We start from the raw sequence: 22,720 nt of genomic DNA on the forward strand, positions 1-22,720 counted from the left end.
GTACAAGTTCGTACACCCCGGACGGAGGCGGCATGCTGGTAGATCCTTCGCTCCCTCGCACGCCGGAGTCCGTCACCGACCGGGACGAGTTCGCCGCGGCACTGACCGAGCTGCGGGAACAAGCCGGGCGTACCGTCCGGGACGTCGCCAAACTGAGCGGTCTGCCGACCAGCACGATAGGGGGTTACTTCGGTGGCCGTCACCTGCCGCCGCTCAAGCCGCCGGACGTGATGCCCCGGTTGCTCGCGGCGTGCGGTGTGTCCGACCCGGACGAGGTGTCGGCCTGGGTCACCACCCTGAACCGGATCCGCCGCGCACCCGGGCCGCGGCCTGCCGGAGCCCCCGTGCCCTACCAAGGTCTGGCCAGCTTCCAGCCGGAGGACGCCGACCGGTTCTTCGGCCGCGAGGAGCTCACCGCCACCGTGATTCAGCGTCTGCGCGAACCCGGCCCTCCGCGGCCGATGATCGTGGTCGGCGCGTCGGGCGCAGGGAAGAGTTCGCTGTTGCGGGCCGGTGTCGTGGCCGGCCTAAGGCGGGACGGCGAGCCGATCGAGTTGCTCACTCCTGGCCCGAATCCGATGCGGCGGCTGGTCGTGCCGGGGTCGGGTGTGCTCGTCGTGGACCAATTCGAGGAGGTGTTCACGCTCTGTTCCGACCCCGGCGAGCGTGCCGCGTTCATCGGCGCTCTCTGCGAGACCCGCGATCTGCGGATCGTGCTCGGGTTACGCGCCGACTTCTACGCCGAGGCGCTGCGCATACCTGTCCTGGCGGACGCGCTGGCCCGCAGTCAGGTGATTGTTCCGCCGATGACCCTGGACGGATTGCGGCGTGCGATCACCGAACCTGCCCGGGGCAGCCGGATCGATGTCGAGGACGGCCTGGTCGAACTGCTGCTCCGTGACCTCGTGCCTACCGGCGGCGAGGGGGTGCACGAGGCCGGCTCCCTGCCGTTGCTCTCACACGTCCTGCTGGCCACGTACGAGCTCGGGCACGGTCGCCGTTTGACCGTCTCCGACTACCGGGCCGCCGGTGGTCTGCACGGGTCCGTCGCCCGTACCGCCGACAACCTCTACGCGGAATTGGACCAGGACGAGCGGGAGATCGCGCGACAGCTCTTCGTGAGCCTCGTGCAGGTGTCCGAGAACGGACCGGACACCCGCCGTCAGGCCTCCGCCGGTGAGTTGGAACGAATCGGCACGCCGCGGGCTGCGGTGCTGGACAAGTTCATCGCACGCCGCCTGATAACCGTCGAGCAGGACACGATCGGGATCAGCCACGAGGCGCTGCTGCACGCGTGGCCCAGGCTGCGCGAGTGGATCGAGGCCGACCGGGCCGACCTGGTGACCGCCCGCCGGCTGACCGAGGCAGCCGACGTCTGGCACCGCGAGCACCGCGATCCGGCCGCGCTCTACCAGGGCGCCCGCCTGACCGCCGCGCGGGACTGGCTGGCCGGCGGCAACGCGGCCGGACCGCTGGTCACCGAATTCGTCGAGGCCGGGCTGCGGCGGGGGCGCAAACGCACGATCCGGCTGTACCAGACGGTCGTCGTACTGGTGGTCCTGCTGGCCGTCGCGGCCACGGCCGGAATCGTGGCGGTGCAGCAGCAGCACACCGCCGAGACCCAGCGCAATCTGGCGATTTCGCGCCTGGTGGCCACCCGGGCCGATCGGGTACGCGAGACCGACGTGGCGCTGGCCGCACAGCTCAGCCTCGTGGCCAAGCGGATCGGCGACACACCCGAGGCACGGGCGAGCCTGATCGATGCCTCCGCCACCGTCGCCGCAACACGGATGCTCGGTGGCAGCGGAGTGATGCAATCGGTCAGCTACAGCCCGGGCCGCCAGCTGGTGGCTGCCGGAAACGCCGATGCCACCGTACGGCTGTGGGACCTGTCCGACCAGAATCGGCCACGGCAGATCGGCGTACCGCTCATCGGGCCCTCCGACGTCGTCTACAGCACCGCCTTCAGCCCGGACGGGACGCTTCTGGCGGCCGGCAGCGGAGACCGGCTGATCCGGATCTGGGACGTCACCGATCCGGGCGCCCCGCGCGAGGTGGCCACCCTGGACGGCCCGTCCGCTCTCGTCTACTCGGTCGCGTTCAGCCCCGACGGACGCCTACTCGGTGCCGGCAGCGGCGACAACACCCTCCACCTCTACGACGCACGCTCCTTCCGGGCGATCACCAGGATCACCGGGCTGAGCGGCTTCGTCCAAGCCGTCGCGTTCCGCCCCGACGGCCGGGAGGTCGCGGCCGGGCTTGCGGACGGCTCCGTCCGGTTGTGGGACCTCGCCGACCCGGACCGGCCCGCACCACGCGACGCGACGTTGACCGGGCCGGCGGGCAAGGTGTTCGGGGTCGCGTACAGCCCCGACGGCGACACTCTCGCCGCCGGCAGCGCCGACAAACGCGTCTATCTGTGGCGGCGCGACGGCGGCGGCCCGTTGCTGCCCGCGGGCGCCCCGCTCGCCGGCGTGGACAGCTGGGTCAACGGCGTCGCGTTCTCGCCCGACTCGCGCCGGCTCGCGCTGGCCAGTTCGGACGGAACCGCCCAGGTGTGGGACCTGAGCCGGCGGGTAGCGGTCGCCCGGCTCACCCATCCCGGCCCGGTGACCGCCGTAGCGTTCAGCGGAGCACGTCTGCTGACCAGCGCGGCCGACGGTGTGGTGCGGTTGTGGCGCCTGCCCGGCCCGGTTCTGACCGGCATGCCGGACGTCATCAACGGTGTGGCGTTCCGGCCTGACGGCAAGGTGCTCGCGGTCGCCGGCGGCGATGTGACGTTCTTCGACCCACACAGCCACGAACGGCTCGGCGCATCACTGCCGGCCCTCGGTGGCGCGGCCGGCGCGGTGGGATACAGCCCGGACGGCAACATCCTGGCAGTGGGTCACCGGGACGGCAGCATCCAGTTGTACGACGTCACCGACCCACTCCGCCCAACGCGGTCAGGTCCCCCGCTGCCGGCGCACGACCTGCTCATCGAGTCTCTGGCGTTCAGCCCGGACGGCCGTACCCTCGCGACCGCCGGCGACGACAACCTGGTCAAGTTGTGGAACGTGAGTGACCCGGCCAGACCGGCTCCGCGCAGCACGGCCGCGGTCTTCAAGTCGTACGTCTACGCCGTGCGGTTCAGCCCCGACGGTTCGATCCTGGCCGCCGGCAGCGTCGACAAGACTGCCCTTTTGATCGACGTCCGGGACCCGGACCACCCGGTTCCGCTCGGCTCGCCGCTGCGCGGACCCGATCACTACGTGATGGCACTGGCGTTCAGCCCGGACGGCCGATTGCTGGCCATGGGCAGCGGCGACCACACCGCCCGCCTCTACGACATCGCCGATCCCGCCAACCCTCGCCGCGTCGGCCCGGTCCTCGAAGGCCCGGCCAACTACGTGTACGCGCTGTCCTTCGCGCCCGACGGCCGTACCTTGGCCGGTGCGGTCACCGACGGGACGGTGTGGCTGTGGAATACCAGCGACCCGGCCCGCCCATCGGTGATCGCCACCCTGGTCGTTCCGGAGAAGGCGCTGTACACCGTCGCTTTCGCCCGGGATGGCCGCACTCTCGCCGCCGGGGGCCGGACCGCGACGATCTGGATGTGGGACACCGACATGGCGGCCGGTTCCGCAGCGGTGTGCGAGGTGAGCGGTGACCCCCTCAGCCCCTCGGAATGGGCACGTCACGTGCCCTCGCTTCCCTACCGGCCACCGTGCTGACGCCGAACACCGACGTTGTCGTACCCGTGCTCTACGGTGGCCGCCATGCCTGACATCGAGGTGCGCAGCCGGGTGACCGGCACACCCGACGACCTGCCGACCGTCCTGGTCCGGCTCGCCGAGGAGCGGACCACCGCGCGGGAGCTGATCGGACGGGCCGTCGCGGAGCAGATCCGCCTGGCCGGGGCCGGTGCGGAGCGCAGCCGGCGGATCCTGGACCGGCAGTTCCTCTCCGGCGACGACCTGCGGGCGCAGGCCGCCACCGGGCGCATCCGGATGCCGTCGCCGCCACCCGCGGCACCGGACCCGGCCGAGGAGACGGCCCGTGCCTGCCACGCCTTCCAGCGCGGCACGTTCGTCATCGTCGTCGGCGGGCGGCAGGTGACCGGCCTCGACGAGGAGATCACGGTCCGGCTGGGCGAGCCGGTCGTCTTCCTGCGCCTGGTCGCGCTGGCTGGTGGCTGAGATGGACCCGCGAGCCGAGCGCCTGCTCGTTCTCGACCCGCCGGGCCGGCTCCCCCGCGAGCAGGTCGCCGGCATTCTGGACCGGCTCGACGCGGCCGGTCTGCTCGACGCGGAGGTGCTCGATCGCGCGTTCGCCGACGACCGGCACCTCGGGCGGGCGTTCGCCGGGCGGCCCGGCGGAGCGGTGCGCGATCACGTGGACGCGATGACCTGGCGCCTGCTCACCGCGCCGGAGCCGGCCGGGTGGGACGACCTGCCCCTCGGGCTCGCGCCGCGCGGCGTGCGGTTCGTGGAGCTGGCGCTCGGCTGGACCGGAGACCCGCGGGTGGCCGAGCACCTCGGCGCGGCCGAGGTGGCCGACCCTTCCGCGCTGCTCGCCCTGCTGAGGGACCGGCCGGTCGAGGACCAGCGGCGGGCGTTCGGGTGGCACCCGCACGCTCTGCTTCCGCTCTTCGGCCTGGAGAGCGCCGGGCCGCTGCTGGAGCTGATCCGGGCGATGCCGGAGCACGAGGCGTTCCGTCAGGACCGGGCGGTGCTGCTGGCCGCGATCGAGCACGCCGGGCCGGAGAACGCCCGGCGCCTGCTGGCCCTGGTGCCCAGCGAGATGGTCTCGGCGGTGCTCGGCGACAACCGCGCCGCGGTGCTGAAGCGGGTGAGGAACAACGCTCTGCAGGGCATCGCCGCGTTCGGGATGCTGCCGCTCGCACCCGGCGAGACCGTCCTCGACCGCTACCTGGCGCTGCGCGACTCCGCGAGGAAGGGCCCGAAGCTCGGGCCGAACAGGCGGCACAGCCATGCCGCCGCGATCGCTGTCGCCCTCGACCACCTGGCGCAGGTGGTGGGAACGGATCCGGGCCGACTCGAGTGGGACTGCGAGGCGCAACTCGCGAGCGAGGCACCGGCCGAGGCGACCGCCGGCGACTACCGGATCGCGCTGCGCCTCGACGGCGCCGAGCCGGTGCTGACGGTGAGCCGGGCCGGGCGCGATCTGCGGACGCCGCCGGCCGCGGTCCGCGCCGACCCCGCCTACGAGATGATGCGCGAGCATCAGGAACAGCTGCGCGACCAGGCCCGCCGGATGCGGACCGGGCTGATCGAGCGCCTGGTGGCCACCGGCGCGACGCTGCGGCCCGACGAGTTGGCCCGGTTGCGCTCACTACCCGCGGGCGCGGCGATGCTGCCGGCGCTGCTCTGGCGCGACGGCTCCGGCCGGGTCGGCCTGCTGGACGAGGTTTCCGGTCCGGTCACCGCTGTGCACCCGGTCGAGCTCCTGCACTCGCAGTCGCTGGCCGCCTGGCAGGCCGAGATCGTGCGGCGCCGGCTGCGCCAGCCGGTCAAACAGGCTTTCCGAGAGGTGTACGTGCTGACGCCGGCCGAGCGCGAGGCCGGCGACGTGTCGCAGCGCTTCGCCGGGCACACCGTCGACGGCAAGGTGGCCGGGCAGCTCCTGTCCACGCGCGGCTGGTCCACCCACCACGAGTATGCGGACCATCAGGCGACCCGCCCGGCCGGCGACGGGCTGACCGCGGCGCTACAGTGCGACCTCCACGGATACTTCGGCCTCGACGACGTGGTCGTCGGTGAGGTCCGCTTCCTGCGCGACGGCCGGCCGGTGCCGCTGACCGAGGTGCCGCCCGTGGCGTTCTCCGAGGTCATGCGCGACCTGGACCTCGTGGTCTCGGTGGCCGGCCGGGAGGAGTTCACCTCGCCCGCCCAAGCGGCGAGCCGCGCGGAGGTGCTGACGGCGCTCATCGCCGATCTCGGCCTGACCCGGGTCACAGTGGACGGGACAGCGGCGGTGGTCCGCGGCGACCGCGCCACCTACCGCGTGCACCTGACCAGCGGCAGCATCCACGTGGAACCCGGCGGCTACCTGTGCGTGGTGCCGGCCGGGTTCGGCGCCAAACCACACCAGCGGCTGTTCCTCCCGTTCGCCGACGAGGACCGGATGACCGCCGTCATCCTCAGCAAGGTCCTCCTCCTAGCCGAGGACGCCAAGATCACCGACCGGTCCATCCTGGCCCAGCTGGAGGCGCTCGTCAGCGGCTGACCCCGGCCTTCGCCGGGTCGGCGAGGAGGGTGGCGAAGCCCCGGTCGGCGGCGCCGATCAGGGTGGTGTCGTCGGCCAGGCCGGAGAGGCGCAGGTGGGCCCGTTCGCGGGAGACCGGCATGGCGTGCTGGGCGATCCGGGCCTGGACGTGGGGTGCGGCGGCCGGGTAAAGGTCGCGGAGCATGCCGCCGAAGATGACCGCGCCCGGGTTGAACAGGTTGATCAGGTTGGCGACGCCGATGCCGAGCCAGTCGCCGATCGCGGCCACCGCCCGGAGCGCGTCCGGGTCGCCCGTTGTCGCGTCCTCGGCGACACCGCGCACCGCGTCACGGCCGGACTGTCCGGTGCGGCCAGCCTCGGCGAGCAGTGCGTACTCGCCGGTCTCCGCCTCCAGGCAGCCGCGCGAACCGCACAGGCACGGCCGGCCGCCGAACGGGTTGACCAGCATGTGCCCGACCTCGCAGCCGTAACCGCCCTCGCCGCCGAGCAGGTCGCCGCCGACCAGGATCCCGCCGCCCACGCCGACGTCGCCGTGCAGGTAGATCAGGTTGGAAAAGCCGATGCCGGCGCCGCGCGCGAACTCGGCCTGCGCCCCCAGGTGCGCCTCGTTGCCGACGGCGACCGGCAGGCCCATGCCGAGGGCCCGTTCCAGCTCGGAGCCGAACGCCTGGTCCACCCAGCCCAGCTCGGGCCCGTAGCGGACCATGCCGTCGCCGGGCCGGATCATGCCGCAGTAGGAGGCACCGATCCCCACCCACGTGGTCCCGGCCGGTGCCGCGTCCACGAGCTCCCGCCCGAGCACGGCGAGCTTGCTGACCACAGTCTCCAGGTCGGCACCGGCGCGGGGGCGCGTGGTCTCGCGCCGGTCCAGCACCGGGCCGCCGAGGCCGACGCGGGCGGCGGTGAGCCGGTCGACCGCGATGTCGAACGCCAGCACACAGATCCGCTCCGACTCGGGCGTCACCACCAGCGACGGCCGGCCCGCGCCGACGGTCCCGGCCGGCCGCTCCTCACGAACCAGACCCGCTCCGACCAGCTCGGCGGTCAGCGCCAGGATGGTGCTCCGGTTGACACCCATCCGCTCAGCGAGGGCGGCCCGGGAGAGCGGGCCGCTGGTGTGGACGTGGTTCAGCAGCGTTCCCAGGCTGGATCGGGTCTTGTGCATGACACCGTCCAACCTATCGTCAAGTCATGAGCGTGACCGTCGTCGTGGGGGTCGACGGCTCCGGGCGTACGCATCGGCTCCGCGGGCTCGCTGAGGCCGCCGGCGGTGTGGTGCGCTGGGCCGCCGGGCCGGTCGACGGCGCCGGTCTGTTGATCGTGGACGACGCGCACCGCCTCGGCGCGGCCGCGCTGCGGGAACTCGCGGTGGCGGCGCGCGGTGGCAGGCCGATGCTGATCTCGCGGCGGCCGACGATCGACCGGCCGGAACTCGCCGAACTCGACGAGGCGGTCGCCGCGCGGGGCGAGGTGGAGATCCTCGGGCCGCTCGACCGGGACGGGGTGGCGCGGCTGGTCGCCACGGTGACCGGGCGGCCGGTGTCACCGGAGACGGTCGCGCGGGTCCTCGAAGCGTCGGCTGGTGTTCCGGCGGTGGCTGCGGCGGTCGCGGTCGCGCCGGTGGGAGCGGCGGCGCCCGCGCTGGTGGCGCGGTTGCAGCGCCGGTTCGCTGTGCTGGATCCCGCCGTCGTGAACGTCGCGCGAGTGCTGGCACTGGACCTGGGGTTCGCCGACGATGTGCTCGCGGCGGCAACCGGAACCGGCCCGGACGGGCCGGCGGCGTCGCTGCGGAAGTTGCGGGACGAGGGTCTTCTCGTGCCGGGGGACGATCGCATGATTCCCGCGGTCGCCGCGGCGGTGCTCTTCGAGGTGTCGGCGGCCGAGCGGCGCCGGATCCACGACGCCGTGGCCGGTGCGCTGATCGCCGCCGGCACCGATCCGGTCGCCGCCGCGGTGCAGCTGCGGGCGGCCCGGGCGGCGACGCCGACCGCCGCAGTCGTCTATCGCGACGCCGGGGAGCGGCTGCGGTTCGCCGATCCCGCCGCGGCGGCCGGCTGGTTCGACGACGCCGCCGACGCCGGGGTGGATCCCGCTACTACGGCGGCGGGCCGGGCCGAGGCCAACGCGCTACTCGGGCTGCCGGTCGAGGTGGATCCGTTCGCACTCGGGCTCGCCGACCAGTCGGCTCGCGAGCGGCTGGCCCTGGTCGCCGGTGCGGTCGCCGCGCATCAGGGCCGGACCTCGCGGGCGGCCGGGCTGCTGGCCGAGGCCGTCGCGCCGGGGCCCGTCCTCGCCGTGCCGGGTCTGGTCGGCATCGGGCGCCTCGACGAGGCCCGGGCTGCCGCACGCGTCGCCGCGCCCGCCGCTCTGCACCGATTCGCCGAGGGCGCCCTGGCCGCCGCCGACCCCGAGGCCGCGCTGCCGCTGCTGATCGAGGCCGCCGAGGAGCTGGAGCAGGCCGCGCCCGCCGTCGTCCTGCCGGACACCCCGCACGCCGTCGCCGCGGTGGTCGCGGTGGCCGCCGGCGACGTCGCCTCCGCCGAGCACCTGCTCGGCCGGGCCGCCGCGACCGGTGCCGGTGGTCCGGTGGCCGGCGACCGGCATCGGCTGCTGCTCGCCTGGGCGAGGATGCGCACCGGCCGCTACGACACCGCACTGCACGAACTCGAGCAGCCGGCCGGGCCGCAGACGCCGGGCCGCGAGCGGCTCCTGCGGGCCGCGCTGGCGGCGGGGATCGCCCGGCGGCGCGGCGACATCGCCGGGCTGCGGGAGGCGTGGACCGGCATCGAGCCGCTGCTGGCCCGGCGGACCGCCGACCTGTGGCTGGTCGAGGCGGTCGAGGAGCTCGCGGTGGCGGCGGCCCGGCTGCGCCGCGCCGCCCGGGTGGAGCCGGTCCTCGGTCTGCTCGACGGGATCGTCACCGCGCTGGGACGCCCGGTCACCTGGTCGGTCTCGCTGGACTGGGCGCGGCTGCACATGGCCATCGCGACCGAGGACGTGGAGGCCGCGGCCGAGATCGCCGAACGGCTGGCCAAGCAGGCCGCCGGCGCGCCGGGAACCGCCGGTGCCCGGCCACTCGCGCAGTGTGCCGCCGCCACCCGCTGGGCCACCGTGCTCGCCGGCCGGGTGGAGCCGGACGCGGTGCTGGCCGCGACCGAGGATCTGCACGCCGTGCAACTGCCGTGGGAGGCGTCGCGGCTGGCCGGGCAGGCGGCCATCCGCACCGCCGACCCGACCGCCGCGCGCCGGCTGCTGGAACGGGCCCGGGAGCTGTCCGAACCGGACGACCCCGGTCCGGGAGCCGCGGGGCAGGCGCAGAGCGGAGCCGGCGGCCTGTCCGAGCGCGAGGTGACCGTCGCCCGGCTGGTGCTGGCCGGCAGCACCCACCGCGAGATCGGCGCGCAGCTCTACATCGCCCCGAAAACCGTCGAGCACCACGTGGCCCGCATCCGGGGGAAGCTGGGTGCGAACACCCGCGCCGAACTACTGGCCATCCTGCGTGAGGTCCTCGCCGATTAGGCGGATCTAGGACACGAGGCTGGATCCCCTAATCCACCCCGGATACCACGGGGGACATCCCGATGCCCGGACAGGGCCGCGGGTCGCACGCTGGTGCCGTGTCCGGGTCACAAGAGACGGAACGCTTGCCTAGCGAGGAGAGAGCCATGACCACCAACGCTGTAGACGTACTCAAGGAGTTCGTCACCAACCTGCTCACGGATCGGGAGTTCGCCGCGAAATATGCCGAGGACCCCAACGGCACCCTGACCGCCGAGGGCGTGACCGACGTCGACCTGTCGACCGTGGACGTTCCCGCGGTCGTCTCCGAGGCGGCCACCGAGCCGGACGTGCCGGCCGAGGCGCGCTCAGCACTGCAGAGCTACACCAGCGGCGGCTCCAGCGGGTCCGCCGGAGCGGCACCGCCGCCACCCGCGGCCGCCGGCACACAGTCGGTCGAGCACGTGGTGCAGCACCTCAACTACGTCACCTACGCCACGTACGAGGGCGACGACTTCATCACCCAGAACCTCGACCTCAGCGTCAGCAACGTCACCGACAACAGCCTGGACGTGGACGTCGACGGCAACGTCTTCGGTGACCTGGACGCCACCAACGTCAGCGCCTCCGGCGACGGCTCGGTGGCCAACGCCGGCGACGGCGACGTGAACGCGGCGACCGGCGAGGACGCGGTGGCGGTCTCCGGAGACGGTGACGTCAACGCGGCCACCGGCGACTTCTCGTCGATCATCGACGGCGACGTCACGTCGCTCAGCGGCGACGGCGCGCAGCTCATCGACGGCGACAACTTCGGGCAGGCCAACACCGGCGACGGCGCGGTGCAGGCCGGCGACGACATCTCGGGTGCGGTCAACACCGGCGTGAACACCGGCATCGTGGCCGACGACCTGGACGACGCGGTGGTCGGTGACGGCAACCAGACCGTGCAGGCCGACGGGGACATCGACGAGTCCGCCTTCGGCTTCGGCGAGGGCGACGTGGCGAACCTGCCGGACGCCGAGATCACCGACAGCGCGGTGTCGTTCGGCGGCGGCAACGCCGCGAACGCCTCGAACAACGAGGCCGAGGAGGGGTCGGCGATCTCCGCGGGCGGCGACGCAACCGGCAGCTTCGAGGACAACGACACGACGGTCAACGACAACGACACCACCGTCACGACAGTCACGACCGTCTCCGACGACGACACCACGGTTTCCGACGACGACACCACGATCAGCGACAACGACACGACCGTCACCGACATCGACACCACGACGACCACGACCAGCGACGACGACAGCATCGTCAGCGGTGACGACACCAGCGTCGTGGGCGCCTGACGTCAGGCCGGGGTCACGACAGCGGGCCGGGACACACCGGCCCGCTGGACGATTCAGAGGGAGGAGCCGTGACCGAAACCGGCCCAGCCGCGAAGGCGGTGGCCCTGGTGGACCTGGGCCTGCGCGCCTGCGAGGCGTACGACCGGCCGGACGCGGCCGTCCGCCTGACCGCGGCACGCACCGCCCTGGCTGACCCGGTCCTGCACGTCGTGGTGGCGGGTGAGTTCAAGCAGGGCAAGAGCTCACTGGTCAACGCGCTGGTCGGGGCGACGGTCTGCACGGTCGACGACGACGTTGCCACCGCCGTGCCGACGTACGTGCGGCACGGCGAGGAGCCGCTCGCCACCGTACTGTGCGAACCGCCCTCCGCCGAGCCGGCGCCGCCCCGCCGCGAGGTGATCCCGATGGCGGAGGTCCGCCGGTACGTCCTCGAGGGCGGCAACGCCGAACCGCCGGCCGGCGGCGCCCGGGTGACCGGCGTCGAGGTACGCATCCCCCGCAAGATCCTGGCCGGCGGCCTGGTCCTGGTGGACACCCCCGGTGTCGGCGGGCTCGCCTCGCCGCACGCCGCCGCCAGCCTGGCCGCCGTCTCGATGGCCGACGCGGTGCTGTTCGTGACCGGCGCCGCTCAGGAGCTGACCCGCAGCGAGGTCGAGTTCCTGCAGCGGGCCCGGGCACTGTGCCCGGTGGTGGCCGTGGTCGTCACGAAGACCGACTTCTACCCCGCTTGGCGACGGATCAGCGAACTCAACGAGCGGCATCTCGCCGAGCACTGCCCGGTGCCGCTCATGCCGGTGTCCTCGGCCCTGCGCACGCGCGCGATCAAAGCCGGCGACACCGGGCTGAACGCCGAGTCGGGCTTCACCCACCTGGTCAAGTTCCTCACCGACCAGATCGGTGGCTCGGCCGCCGACCGGCTCGCCGGCGACGCTGCCGCCGAGGTGGTCGCGCTCTGCGACCAGCTCGACGGGCACTTCGAGGCCGAGCGGGCGGCGCTGGCCGACCCCGAGGCCGCGCGGCGGGTGGTCGGCGAGCTCACCGAGGTCAAGTCCCGGGTCGAGGCGCTCAAGAGCGCGGCGGCCAAGTGGAACCAGTCCCTCACCGACGGGATCACCGACCTCACCTCGGACGTCGACCACGACCTGCGCGCACGGGTGCGCACGGTGATCGCCGAGGCGGACACCGCGATCGAGGAGTCGGACCCGGCCGACACGTGGCCGGAGATGGAGCCGTGGCTCCAGTCCCGGATGGCCGACGAGCTGCTCGCCAACTACGAGCTGCTGCGGCGCCGGGCGAGCGAGCTGAGCGTCCGGGTGGGCGACCACTTCCACGAGAGCGCGACCACGCTGCAGACCCGGTCCTCGATCCACGACCCGGCCGGGCTCGCCGAGGTCGCCGACTTCCAGCACAAGATCGACCTCAAGCGGATGCGGATGGGCAAGCAGGCGATGGTCGCGCTGAAGAACGCGTACGGCGGTGCGCTCATGTTCATCATCCTGGGCAGCCTGGTCGGCGTCTCACTGGGCCCGATCGGCATCGGCATCGGTCTCGTGATGGGACACCGCGGCCTGCGCGAGGAGAAGAAACGTCACGTGCAGCGGCGCCGCGCCGAGGCCCGCAACGCGATCCGGCGCTACTGCGACGAGGTCACGTTCGTGGCCGGCAAGGACTCGCGGGACACCCTGCGCCGCGTGCAGCGGCAGCTGCGCGACCACTACAGCGCGCTCGCCGAGGAGCTGAACCGGTCGAACGCGCAGGCGCTCGCCGGTGCGACCGAGGCGGCGAAACGGTCCCAGCTGGACCGGGAGCAACGACTCAAGGACGTGGACGCGGAGCTGGCCCGGGTACGCCAGCTGCGGCAGCGCGCACAGGCGGTGGCCGGATGAGCCTCATCGACCGCACGAGGATGGTGCTGGACCACGCGGTGCCGGTCTACCGGGGAACCGAGCACGCCGCCCGGCTCACCGCCGTACGGGAACGCCTCGACGCCCCGCTGCGGGTGGCCGTCGCCGGCCGCGTCAAGGCCGGCAAGTCCACGCTGCTCAACGCCCTGGTCGGGGAACGGCTCGCGCCCACCGACGCGGGCGAGTGCACCCGCATCGTGACCTGGTACCGGGACGGTCACACGTACCAGGTGGAGGCCGCACCGAAGCAGGGCCCGCCACGGAAGCTGCGGTTCACCCGTGAGGACGGTGTCATCGACATCGACCTCGGCGGGCTGCGCGCGGACGAGGTGAGCCGGCTGGTGGTGACGTGGCCGGCGCAGTCCCTGCGCACGGTCACCCTGATCGACACGCCGGGCATCGGCTCGCTCTCCGAGGAGGCGTCCGCGCGGACCTGGGGGCTGCTGGCACCCGACGACGAGGAGACTCCGGCGGACGCGGTCGTCTATCTGCTGCGGCATCTGCACGCGGGTGACGTCGAGTTCCTCCGGGCGTTCCACGACACCGAGGTGTCGCGGCCCAGTCCGGTGAACGCCATCGGGGTGCTGTCGCGCGCCGACGAGATCGGCGTGGGACGGCTCGACTCGATGGCTTCGGCCCGGCGGATCGCGGCACGGCTGGGCACCGACACCAACGTGCGGCGGCTCGTGCAGTCGGTCGTACCGGTGGCGGGTCTGCTCGCGGAGACCGCGGTGACGCTGACCGAGACCGAGGTCGGGCATCTGCGGCGGGTCGCCGGGCTGCCGGTGCGGCAGGCCGAGGAACTGCTGCTCTCCGCCGACCGGTTCCTCAACTCGATGCCCGAGCTGGGGCTGACCGGGTTGGAGCGGGAGGCGCTTCTGGCACGGTTCGGGGTTTTCGGGGTACGGCTCGCCGGCACCCTGCTTCGACGTGAGGTGGCCACGACCGCCACCGAGCTGTCCCGCGAACTGGCCGAGCGCAGCGGGCTCAACGAGCTCCGGGAGATCATCGGATCGCTGTTCCTGGAGCGGAGCGACGTCCTCAAGAGCCGCTCGGCCCTGCTCGCGCTCGCCGAGACCACGCGCGTGTGCGCCCGGCCCGGCAGCGAGGCGGTGGCCGCCGCCGTGGAGGAGATCCTGGCGTCCGCCCACCCCTTCAACGAGCTGCGCGTCCTCTCCAGCCTGCGGGCCGGGTGGATCACCGGCAAACCGGACGTGGTGACCGATCTGGAGCACCTGATCGGCGGCGCGGGCAGTTCGGTGAACGACCGTCTGCGGCTACCCGCGGACACGACCGGCACGGCGCGGTCGACGGCCGCCCGGGACGCCCTGGCACGGTGGCAGCGCCGGGCGGAGAACCCGATGACCAGCTACGAGATGACCGTCGCCGCGCGGGTGGCGGTGCGGTCCTGCGAGGGCATGCTGGCCGCCCTGGAGCGGGTCCGATGAGCCGCTCACCCCGGCAGGTCGAGATCCGGCTCGTCGAGATCCGGCTCGCCGTCGCCCGGAACATCCGGCATTTCCATGACGTCGCTGGTCCAGGGCTCGGTGGCACCGTCCAGGTCCGCGGGATCGAGATCGGCCGTGACCAGATCGACCGGCGCGTCCACGAGCTCGTCGCCGAACTCGTCCAGCGGCTCGGCACCCGTACCGAAATCCAGATCGAGGCCCGGAGCCGCGTCGCCGGACGCCGGGACGACGTCGTCGAACTCCTCCGGTGCCGGCCCGGCCGGCGCCGTGGCGAGCAGATCGAGCCAGCCCGGACCGGCGTCCGCGGGGGTCGCGGCCACGCTGTGCGCCGTCACGTACGGCGCCAGGTGCTCGGCCACCTCGGCGGGTGCGGTGTCCGCGTAGCTGACCACCGCCTCGGCCACCAGGTCGTCCGGCAGTCCGGGGTGTCCCTGGTCGCGCAACAGCTCGGCCGGGTCACCGCCGGCGGAACCGGAGCCGGTGAGGTCGGCGAACACGTCACGAAGGGGGCGGGCGGAGTCCATGTCCCCACCTTAGGAGCGGCACGGGCCGCTCCGTCTCGGGGAAACCCCCCGCACGTCCCCCCAATCCATTCACGAGAGGCAACGGAGCGTCCTCGATGTACGCACTCGGCATAGACCTGGGCACCACCTTCACCGCGGCGGCCACGTGGCGCGACGGGCGTTCCGAGATCGTCGCGCTGGGCAGCCGGGCGGCGGCGATACCGTCCGTCGTGCTGCTGCGCGACGACGAGACCTTCCTGACCGGCGAGGCGGCGGCCCGGCGCGGGCTGACCGAGCCGCACCGGGTGGCGCGCGAGTTCAAGCGGCGGTTCGGCGACACCACGCCGATCCTGCTGGGCGGCGTACCGCAGTCGGCGGAAGGGCTCGCCGGGCGTCTCATGCGGGCCGTGGCCGACGAGGTGATCGGGCGTGAGGGTGGGGCACCGTCGGCGACCTGTGTGTCGTACCCGGCGAACTGGGGGCCCTACAAGACGGACCTGATGCGGCAGGCCGTGTCGATGGCTGACCTGCCGGGCACGGTGGTCTACACGACCGAGCCGGAGGCGGCGGCGGTGAGCTACGCCCAGCAGCAGCGGATCGAGGCGGGTGCGATCGTCGCGGTGTACGACCTCGGTGGTGGCACGTTCGACGCGGCGGTGCTGCGCAAGACGGCCACCGGGTTCGAGATCCTCGGCCGGCCGGAGGGTATCGAGCGGCTCGGCGGCATCGACTTCGACGCGGCCGTGTTCGACCACGTCCGGTCGGCGCTCGGCGGCAAGCTCGCGGAACTCGACGAGGAGGACGCGGCGGCGATCGCTGCGGTCGCCCGGCTGCGGGAGGAGTGTGTCGAGGCAAAGGAGGCGCTGTCGTCGGACACGGACACGACGATTCCGGTGCTGCTGCCGAACGTGGTCACCGAGGTGCGGCTCACGCGTACCGAACTCGAGGCGATGGTCCGCCCGGCCCTGCACGGGTCGGTGGAGGCGCTGAAGCGCGCGATCAGGTCGGCCGGGTGCGCGCCGGACGACCTGCACTCGGTGCTGCTGGTCGGCGGCTCCTCCCGGATGCCGGTCGTCGCGCAGCTGGTCGGCTCGGAGATCGGCCGCCCGGTCGCGGTGGACGCGCACCCGAAGCACGCGGTCGCGCTCGGCGCCGCCTGGCTGGCCGGGGGCTCCCTGGCCCGGCCGGGCGCCACGCCGTCCCGGCCGGCCGGCACGCCGCCGTCCGGCCGCGCGGCGGCACCCACATCGCCGGCGCCGCGCACGGCCCCGGCTCCCCGTTCCACCCCGGCCGCAGCCGGCACGGCAGCAGCCGGCTCAGCAGCCGGCTCAGCAGCCGGCTCGGCCCCGGTCCCGCCGCGCCAGGTCTCGCCGAACACGGTGTCGGCTCCGGTGATGCCGAACCCGGCCGCGGCAGGCCCGACCTCGGCCCCACCGAGCCGGCCCTCGAGCCAGGGAAGAACGGGCCGGGCCGCCCCACCCGCCGCGGTCATGGGACGCGTCACGGGACCGGTGTCCCCACGATCGGTGCCGGCGCCCGCGGTCCCGGTCCCGAAACCCCCACCGACGGGACGACCATCGGCGACCACGACACGGCGCAAGCGCCGCCGCGTGCTGCTCGGCGCCGGCCTGGCCGTGGTCACCGTGCTGGCCGCCGCCGGGGTGGCGTACGCCCAGTACAGCCGGAACACCTCCGGGGAGGAGAACCCGAACGGCGCCCTCTCCTCCACTCCGCTCAGCGCCACCAGCGCGCCGCCCGCCGACGAGGTGTGCACCGACGAGATCAAGAGCAACCGCCGCTGGGTCTGCCTCACCTCGGCGGTCGTCGACAACGGCAAGATCACCATCGACTACGAGGGCGATCTCGCCGGATCGAAACCGGACGTCAGCGGCGGTTACCACCTGCACATCTGGGGCGGCGACGGCACGTACCCGCCGGACCACGCGATGGGCTCGCACGCGCCGAAAAGCGAGCGGGGCGAATGGTACGTCGAGGATCGCCGGCCGTCGGTGCTCGACGTGGACGACGACCGTTACGTCCGCGCGATCGGCGACGCCCCGAAGGTGTGCGCCCGCATCGCCCTCGCCGGGCACGGCCTGGTCGAGGACAAGTCGGGCGGCTATCAGACCGGCAACTGCGTACCCATCACCCGGAAGTGACGCGGTAGATCGCGCCCGCGGCGTCGTCGCTGACGTAGAGGGCGCCGTCCGGGCCCTGCACGGCCATCACCGGGCGGCCCCAGCGGGAGCCGTCCTCCAGCTGGAAGCCGGTCAGCAGCGTCTGCTGCGGGCCGAGCGTCCCGTCGCGCCAGGCGAAGAACGACACCTCCGGCGGGCGCGGCGGGTTGCGGTTCCACGAGCCGTGGATGCCCACCAGGGCGCCGGGGCCGTACCCGCCGGCCGGACCGGGCGTGGTCGCGAAGCTGAGGCCCAGCGGCGCCGAGTGCGCGCCCATGCCCTGCTCGGTCGGGGGCAGCGCGGCGCAGTCCAGCTTCGAGCCGTCCCGGTTCAACTCGAAGTCACGCGTGTACGGCCGGTTCGTGTAGCTCAGCGGCGAGTCCTTCTCCCCCGGCGAAAGGTCCGGTTCCGGGTTGCAGTACGGGTACCCGAGATCCCGCCCGCGCTCCAGACGGGCCAGCTGCTCGAACGGGTGGTCGTTCACGTACTCCTGCATGACCTTGCCCTGGTCCGGGCCCTCGTGGGGGTATGCCACGTTGTCCCGGTGGTTGACCGCCGTCCACACCCCGCCGTCCGGGTCGACCGCCAGCCCGGTCCCGTTGCGCACCCCGCGCGCGAACGTCTGCGGCTGCCCGCCACCGGCCGGCGCCCACAGGATGGAGGCCCGCTCCGGGCTCGCGTCGCGGTCCTCGGCGGAGATGTTGCCGGTCGAGCCGACCGAGATGTACAACTCGCCGTCCTTGCCGACCGCGACGCTCTTGAGCGCGTGCGCGTAGGCACCGCCCAGCTCGGGACTCTTCGCGTCGGGCAGCCCGCCGACCACGACCTTGCGGCCGGAGACCGCACCCGCGCTGTAGGTGAAGCTGTTCACCTGATCGCTCTCGGCCAGATAGAGCGTGTCGCCGTCGAAGGCCAGCCCGTGCGGCTGGTTCAGGCCGCTGATCAGCGTGTGCTGAGCGGGCGGCTCGTCGCCCTGCCCCGGTGTCAGCTCGATGACATCACCGTGTTTGGGCCGGGAGACGAGCAGCCGGCCGGCCGGCGTCCAGGCGAGCAGCCGTGCGGTGGGCACCCGCGCCCAGACGGTCACGGTCCACCCGGGCGGAGCCTGCAGCTGCCGCTCCCGGTCGAACGGTGAGCTGTCGGTGCCGGGCAGCGCCCGCACGGTAGTGCTCGCCAGCGGCGGCACCTCGGCGGAGACCGAGGTGGACGGCGCGACCGTGGCACGCGGCGCGGAGACCGCCGGCTCGTCGGAGGAACACCCCGCCAGGGTGAGCACCATGCCGCCGGCCACCGCAACCGCCACGATCCGTTTCATCGGCCAATCATGCCCGCCGCCGGCGGCAGCGCAACCGAGGGGAGGGCGTCAGGACGCCACGAGCGGCTTGAGAGCGGCACCCACCTGCGACACCACACCCGGCCGGTGACCGTTGCGAATCAAGTTGATCGTGATGCCGTCGATCCCCGCGTCGAGGACCCGCTCCTTCAACTGCTCGGCGACCTGCTCCGCCGTACCCAAGAAGGCCCGGTTGCGACGATCCTCCGGGATCATCTCGCCCAGCTCCTTGACCTCCTGCTCGTCCTCTCCCACCAGGCCCATCGCCAGGTAGCTGGTGGCGAGCGTCGCCGGGTCGCGGCCAATCTCCTCGCACCGCTCACGCAGCACCGCGACCTTGTGCGCCAGCACGTCGACGTCGCAGATGATGTTCATGTGGTCGGCGAAGCGCGCGGCCAGCCGGAACGTCTTCTGCTCGCCGCTGCCGCCCAGCATGATCGGGATGTTCGGCCGCACGCGCGGGTTGTTCATGGCTCCCCGGGCCGTGTACCACTTGCCTTCCAGCGACGCGGGCTCGCCCTTGAGCATCGGCGAGATGATCGTCAGCGCCTCCTCCAGCCGCTCGAACCGCTGCCCGAACGTGCCGAACTCGAAGCCGTAATCGTGGTGCTCCCGCTCGAACCAGCCCGCGCCGATACCGAGGACCGCGCGGCCGTGCGAGACCACGTCGAGGGTGGTCACGGTCTTGGCAAGAAGGGCCGGATTACGGTACGTGTTCCCGGTGACCAGCGTGGACAACTGGATCGTCGACGTGTGCCCGGAGAGCGCGCCGAGCGTCGTGTACGCCTCCAGCATCGCGTTCTCCGGAGCCCCGATGCCCGGCAGCTGATAGAGGTGGTCCATCACCAGGACGGTGTCGAAGCCGGCGGCCTCGGCCTCCCTGGCCTGCGCGGCGACAGTGTCGAACGTGTTCTCGACCGGGCCGGGGTAGGTGAAGTTCGGAATCTGGTAGCCGAGCCGGATGGTCACGGTGCCTCCGCAATGTAAGAGGGCTATCACTTGCTAATGTAAGAGCCTACTCACATCGGAGGCAAGCGTGTCGGCGAATCGCGGGTACCACCACGGTGACCTACGCGCGGCGCTGATCGAGGCCAGTTTCGGACTTCTCGCCGAGAACGGCCTGCACGGTTTCTCCGTGGCCGCGGTCGCGCGCCGCTCGGGGGTCAGCTCCGCCGCTCCCTACCGGCACTTCCCCGACCGGGACCACCTGCTCAGCGCCGTCTCCGCAACGGCGGCACAGGACATGCGCACGGCGATCGCGTCCGCCGCCGACCAGGCCGGCTCCGACCCGGCCGCCCGCCTGGCCGCGGCCGCCGGCGCCTACGTGCGCTACGTCGCGGCCACCGGCGCCGGCTTCCATGTGATCTTCGCCGCGGGGCTGTACGCGATCGAGGACGACTCCCGCCGCGAACACACCCGAGCCCTGATGGACACCCTGCTGGACCTCGCCACCGCCACCGCTGTCGGCTCGCACACCGAGGCGGTCCGGCTGGTCGAGGCGATGATCGCGGTGGCGCACGGATACACGTCACTGTTCGCCGACGACTTCTTCGCCCGCAACAACAGCACGGCCGACGAGATCGCCGCCCGTGCCGTCGAGGCCACCCGCCTGCTGATACCGGCCGGGACCTGACCGCAATCCCCACCATGCTGGGGTGATGAACATTCCCGGTGGAAAATCCACGGTCACGCCCTACGTCGCGGCCCGCAACGCGGCGCGCTTCCTCGAGTTCGCCGAGGAGGTCTTCGAGACCGGCAAAGCCATGCGCGTGCTCAACGAGGACGGCACGATCGGCCACGCCGAGATCCGGATCGGCGACTCGGTCGTCATGGTGTTCGACTCCCGGCCCGAGTGGCCGGACACCCCCGCCCTGCTCAGCGTGTACGTCGACGACGCCGACGCGGTGATCGCCCGCGCCCTGGACGCCGGCGCCACCCTGCTCACCGAGATCCGCACCTCCGGGATCGTCGGCGACCGGGGCGGCCGGATCGTCGACCCGGTCGGCAACATCTGGTGGATCCAGACGCACCTGGAGGACGTCGGCCCCACCACGATGACCGAGCGGTTCGGCGACCCGGCCGAGCTGGCGATCATGCGATACGCCCAGCAGTCCTTCGACGAGGAGATGCGCCGCCGCGCGTGAGCGTCATCCGGCGGCCGGTGCACCGCGAATCACGTTCATGACCACCGACGAAACCGAGGGTTCCCTCGTCGACTTCTATCGTGACCTGCACGCTCATCCCGAGCTGTCGATGCGCGAGCACCGCACCTCGGCCCGCCTCGCCGAGCGCCTGCGGGCGGCCGGTTTCGAGACCACCGAGGGCATCGGCGGCACCGGTGTGGCCGGGGTGCTGCGCAACGGCGACGGCCCCACGGTGATGCTGCGGGCCGACATGGACGCCCTGCCGATCGCCGAGGAGACCGGCCTGCCGTACGCCAGCACCGTCCCCGACGTGATGCACGCCTGCGGGCACGACCTGCACGTGACCGGCCTCGCCGGCGCCGCCGCCCAGCTGGCCCGGGCCCGCGACGGGTGGTCCGGGACGCTGCTGGCCGTCGGGCAGCCCGGCGAGGAGACCGCCGAGGGCGCGCTCGCCATGCTGCGTGACGGCCTGTTCCAACGGTACGGCGAACCCGACGTGATCCTCGGCCAGCACGTCGGGCCGGCACCCGCCGGAACACTCGGGCACCGCTCCGGGCTGTTCATGTCCGCCGCGCTGGACGCCGAGATCCGGATCTTCGGGCAGGGCGGCCACGGGTCGATGCCGGAGAACTGCGTCGATCCGGTCGTCACCGCCGCCTACCTGGTGACCCGCCTGCAGACGGTGGTGTCCCGGGAGATCGGCGCCCGCGAGCCCGTCGTGGTGACGGTGGGCCGCATGCGGGCCGGCACCAGGGCCAACGTGATACCCGACCAGGCCGTGCTCACCCTCAACCTGCGCGCCCGGGACCTGCACGTCCGGGACCGGGTGCTGGCCGCCGTGCGCCGGATCGCCGAGGCCGAGTGCGCCGCGTCCGGCTGCCCACGCCCACCGGAGATCACCACCTCCGGTGACTTCCCGGCGCTGCACAACGATCCGGGCCTGGTCGGGCGGGTCCGGGTGGCGCACCACGCGGTGTTCGGCACCGAGGCGGTCCTGGAGTACGAGCCGCTGCTGGCCAGCGAGGACTTTCCGCACTTCGGAGCGGGCGGGATCCGGTACGCCTACTGGTTCGTCGGTGCGACGCCGCAGCCGGTGTGGGACGCCGCGCCGGGCGACCGGCCCGAGGAGAAGCTGCGCGGGGTGCCCGGCAACCACACCGCCCGGTTCGCCCCGGACCCGTCGACGGTACGCACGGTCGTCACCGCGATGACCACGGCCGCACACGCCTGCCTCGGCTAGCAGGGCCGGACGCGGACCGCCGGGGTGAAGACGTCGGCGTCGTCCTGCGAGCCGCTGAAGGTGACCCGGACGCCGGCGTACTCCGGGCGCACCCGCCACCGGAACTCGTTGCCGGAGCGGGTGAGCAGCGGCGTGGCGTCGACCTCCTGCCAGGCCCACTCCGGGCCGGTCGACCGGTAGAGCACGTCGTCCTCGATCATCCAGTCCGCGCCGAGACCACCGGTGACCTCGGGAATCCGGTAGCCGGTGGTGGCGTCGCCGTCCGCGTCGATGAAGACGTGGTGGTAGGAGAAAGTCTCGTTGAAGGTCGCGGCAAACGTCGCCGTGGTCCGCGCCGCGCACGCCGTGTAATCCGTGATCGGCCCCTCCGGCGCGGGTCCCGCCACCGTGGCCGTCCGGGACGGAGCCGGCCCGGCGGCCGGGGCCGACGCCGGCGAGGACGGCCCCGAGGGCGAGCCGGACGAGGCGGAGGACGGCGCGGTGGACTCGAACGACGGCGGCTCGACGATCGGGAACCCCTCGGCCGCCTTGTCGGCGGCCGCCGAGTTCCGGCCGAAGCCCAGCTCCGGGAAGGGGAAACTCGCCGCCAGGCCCGCCAGGACCAGCACCGACACGACCCCGGCCAGCACCGGCAGCCAGCGACGCCGCCGCCGGCCGGGCACCCCGGGCGCCGGGGCGGGCGAAGGGGTGGGCGAAGGGGCGGGCGAAGAGTGCACCGGTGAGGAGGACGCGATCACCGATGGCCGCCGCTGCGGGAACATCCGCCGCAACGACGCGGCCCGCTGGTCGGCGAACTCCTCCCCGTCCTCGGCCGGCCGGCCCTCATGCGCAGCGTCCACTCCCACGACAAACTCCTAATTGTCTTAAATGCTTGTCGATGTCCG

Annotated in this window: 16 protein-coding genes; 11 read left to right on the forward strand and 5 right to left on the reverse strand. The window is 73.0% G+C overall.

The features are described from left to right. Positions 1-32 precede the first annotated feature (32 nt). The 3 genes from AB0M02_RS27265 to AB0M02_RS27275 are packed head-to-tail and all read left to right on the forward strand — an operon-like array spanning position 33 to position 6,228. Positions 33-3,713, forward strand: coding sequence for a helix-turn-helix domain-containing protein (locus AB0M02_RS27265; RefSeq protein WP_364231506.1), 3,681 nt, complete (start codon positions 33-35; stop codon positions 3,711-3,713). A gap of 45 nt (positions 3,714-3,758) precedes the next feature. Next, complete coding sequence (locus tag AB0M02_RS27270; RefSeq protein ID WP_364231509.1) at positions 3,759-4,178, forward strand: hypothetical protein; 420 nt, start codon at positions 3,759-3,761, stop codon at positions 4,176-4,178. A gap of 1 nt (position 4,179) precedes the next feature. Then, a complete protein-coding gene (locus AB0M02_RS27275) occupies positions 4,180-6,228 on the forward strand; it encodes a DUF4132 domain-containing protein (RefSeq protein WP_364231510.1) in 2,049 nt (682 codons plus the stop codon). On the opposite strand, the gene AB0M02_RS27280 is transcribed toward AB0M02_RS27275, so the two are convergent. Next, positions 6,218-7,393 (reverse strand): ROK family transcriptional regulator, encoded by a 1,176-nt coding sequence (locus AB0M02_RS27280; RefSeq protein ID WP_364231513.1) that lies wholly within the window; start codon positions 7,391-7,393, stop codon positions 6,218-6,220. The genes AB0M02_RS27275 and AB0M02_RS27280 overlap by 11 nt on opposite strands. 26 nt (positions 7,394-7,419) lie before the next feature. On the opposite strand from AB0M02_RS27280, the gene AB0M02_RS27285 reads away from it, so the two are divergent. The 4 genes from AB0M02_RS27285 (at position 7,420) to AB0M02_RS27300 (ending at position 14,418) form a co-directional block, all read left to right on the forward strand. After that, positions 7,420-9,747 carry a LuxR C-terminal-related transcriptional regulator gene (locus AB0M02_RS27285; protein ID WP_364231515.1) on the forward strand — a complete coding sequence of 776 codons (2,328 nt, stop codon included), beginning with the start codon at positions 7,420-7,422 and terminating at the stop codon, positions 9,745-9,747. Between the two features lie 146 nt (positions 9,748-9,893). After that, positions 9,894-11,066: a hypothetical protein gene (locus AB0M02_RS27290; protein ID WP_364231517.1), complete on the forward strand. Its 1,173-nt coding sequence runs from the start codon at positions 9,894-9,896 to the stop codon at positions 11,064-11,066. A 68-nt stretch (positions 11,067-11,134) separates the two neighbouring features. Beyond that, positions 11,135-12,952, forward strand: a complete 1,818-nt coding sequence (locus AB0M02_RS27295; RefSeq protein ID WP_364231520.1) for a dynamin family protein — start codon at positions 11,135-11,137, stop codon at positions 12,950-12,952. Further along, positions 12,949-14,418, forward strand: coding sequence for a dynamin family protein (locus tag AB0M02_RS27300; RefSeq protein ID WP_364231522.1), 1,470 nt, complete (start codon positions 12,949-12,951; stop codon positions 14,416-14,418). The genes AB0M02_RS27295 and AB0M02_RS27300 overlap by 4 nt, the downstream gene beginning before the upstream one ends. Positions 14,419-14,423: 5 nt before the next feature. On the opposite strand, the gene AB0M02_RS27305 is transcribed toward AB0M02_RS27300, so the two are convergent. Next, the gene (locus AB0M02_RS27305) at positions 14,424-14,963 is read right to left on the reverse strand and encodes a hypothetical protein (RefSeq protein WP_364231523.1); all 540 of its coding nucleotides are present in this window, start codon (positions 14,961-14,963) and stop codon (positions 14,424-14,426) included. Between the two features lie 95 nt (positions 14,964-15,058). Between AB0M02_RS27305 and AB0M02_RS27310 the strand changes: the two genes are divergently transcribed. After that, on the forward strand, positions 15,059-17,101 hold the full coding sequence (locus tag AB0M02_RS27310; protein WP_364231525.1) for an Hsp70 family protein: 2,043 nt from the start codon (positions 15,059-15,061) through the stop codon (positions 17,099-17,101). Here AB0M02_RS27310 and AB0M02_RS27315 read toward each other — a convergent pair. Continuing rightward, the gene (locus AB0M02_RS27315; protein WP_364231526.1) at positions 17,088-18,434 is read right to left on the reverse strand and encodes a gluconolaconase; all 1,347 of its coding nucleotides are present in this window, start codon (positions 18,432-18,434) and stop codon (positions 17,088-17,090) included. The genes AB0M02_RS27310 and AB0M02_RS27315 overlap by 14 nt on opposite strands. Before the next feature lie 48 nt (positions 18,435-18,482). Further along, positions 18,483-19,421, reverse strand: a complete 939-nt coding sequence (locus tag AB0M02_RS27320; protein ID WP_364231529.1) for an LLM class F420-dependent oxidoreductase — start codon at positions 19,419-19,421, stop codon at positions 18,483-18,485. A gap of 67 nt (positions 19,422-19,488) precedes the next feature. Between AB0M02_RS27320 and AB0M02_RS27325 the strand changes: the two genes are divergently transcribed. From AB0M02_RS27325 to AB0M02_RS27335, 3 genes are read left to right on the forward strand one after another with little or no spacing between them, the layout of a single operon-like run. After that, the gene (locus tag AB0M02_RS27325; RefSeq protein ID WP_364231531.1) at positions 19,489-20,085 is read left to right on the forward strand and encodes a TetR/AcrR family transcriptional regulator; all 597 of its coding nucleotides are present in this window, start codon (positions 19,489-19,491) and stop codon (positions 20,083-20,085) included. A 25-nt stretch (positions 20,086-20,110) separates the two neighbouring features. Then, on the forward strand, positions 20,111-20,596 hold the full coding sequence (locus tag AB0M02_RS27330; RefSeq protein ID WP_364231532.1) for a VOC family protein: 486 nt from the start codon (positions 20,111-20,113) through the stop codon (positions 20,594-20,596). Between the two features lie 37 nt (positions 20,597-20,633). Beyond that, a complete protein-coding gene (locus AB0M02_RS27335; RefSeq protein ID WP_364231535.1) occupies positions 20,634-21,836 on the forward strand; it encodes an amidohydrolase in 1,203 nt (400 codons plus the stop codon). On the opposite strand, the gene AB0M02_RS27340 is transcribed toward AB0M02_RS27335, so the two are convergent. After that, a complete protein-coding gene (locus AB0M02_RS27340; protein ID WP_364231537.1) occupies positions 21,833-22,681 on the reverse strand; it encodes a hypothetical protein in 849 nt (282 codons plus the stop codon). The genes AB0M02_RS27335 and AB0M02_RS27340 overlap by 4 nt on opposite strands. Between the last annotated feature and the right edge of the window lie 39 nt (positions 22,682-22,720).

Source organism: Actinoplanes sp. NPDC051861, from assembly GCF_040681145.1.
Lineage (GTDB): Bacteria > Actinomycetota > Actinomycetes > Mycobacteriales > Micromonosporaceae > Actinoplanes.

Excerpts from the sequence above, each read along its gene's own strand:
- AB0M02_RS27265 (WP_364231506.1), top strand. The coding sequence starts at position 33 with ATGCTGGTAGATCCTTCGCTCCCTCGCACGCCGGAGTCCGTCACCGAC.
- AB0M02_RS27270 (WP_364231509.1), top strand. The coding sequence starts at position 3,759 with ATGCCTGACATCGAGGTGCGCAGCCGGGTGACCGGCACACCCGACGAC.
- AB0M02_RS27275 (WP_364231510.1), top strand. The coding sequence starts at position 4,180 with ATGGACCCGCGAGCCGAGCGCCTGCTCGTTCTCGACCCGCCGGGCCGG.
- AB0M02_RS27280 (WP_364231513.1), bottom strand. The coding sequence starts at position 7,393 with ATGCACAAGACCCGATCCAGCCTGGGAACGCTGCTGAACCACGTCCAC.
- AB0M02_RS27285 (WP_364231515.1), top strand. The coding sequence starts at position 7,420 with ATGAGCGTGACCGTCGTCGTGGGGGTCGACGGCTCCGGGCGTACGCAT.
- AB0M02_RS27290 (WP_364231517.1), top strand. The coding sequence starts at position 9,894 with ATGACCACCAACGCTGTAGACGTACTCAAGGAGTTCGTCACCAACCTG.
- AB0M02_RS27300 (WP_364231522.1), top strand. The coding sequence starts at position 12,949 with ATGAGCCTCATCGACCGCACGAGGATGGTGCTGGACCACGCGGTGCCG.
- AB0M02_RS27305 (WP_364231523.1), bottom strand. The coding sequence starts at position 14,963 with ATGGACTCCGCCCGCCCCCTTCGTGACGTGTTCGCCGACCTCACCGGC.
- AB0M02_RS27310 (WP_364231525.1), top strand. The coding sequence starts at position 15,059 with ATGTACGCACTCGGCATAGACCTGGGCACCACCTTCACCGCGGCGGCC.
- AB0M02_RS27315 (WP_364231526.1), bottom strand. The coding sequence starts at position 18,434 with ATGAAACGGATCGTGGCGGTTGCGGTGGCCGGCGGCATGGTGCTCACC.
- AB0M02_RS27330 (WP_364231532.1), top strand. The coding sequence starts at position 20,111 with ATGAACATTCCCGGTGGAAAATCCACGGTCACGCCCTACGTCGCGGCC.
- AB0M02_RS27335 (WP_364231535.1), top strand. The coding sequence starts at position 20,634 with ATGACCACCGACGAAACCGAGGGTTCCCTCGTCGACTTCTATCGTGAC.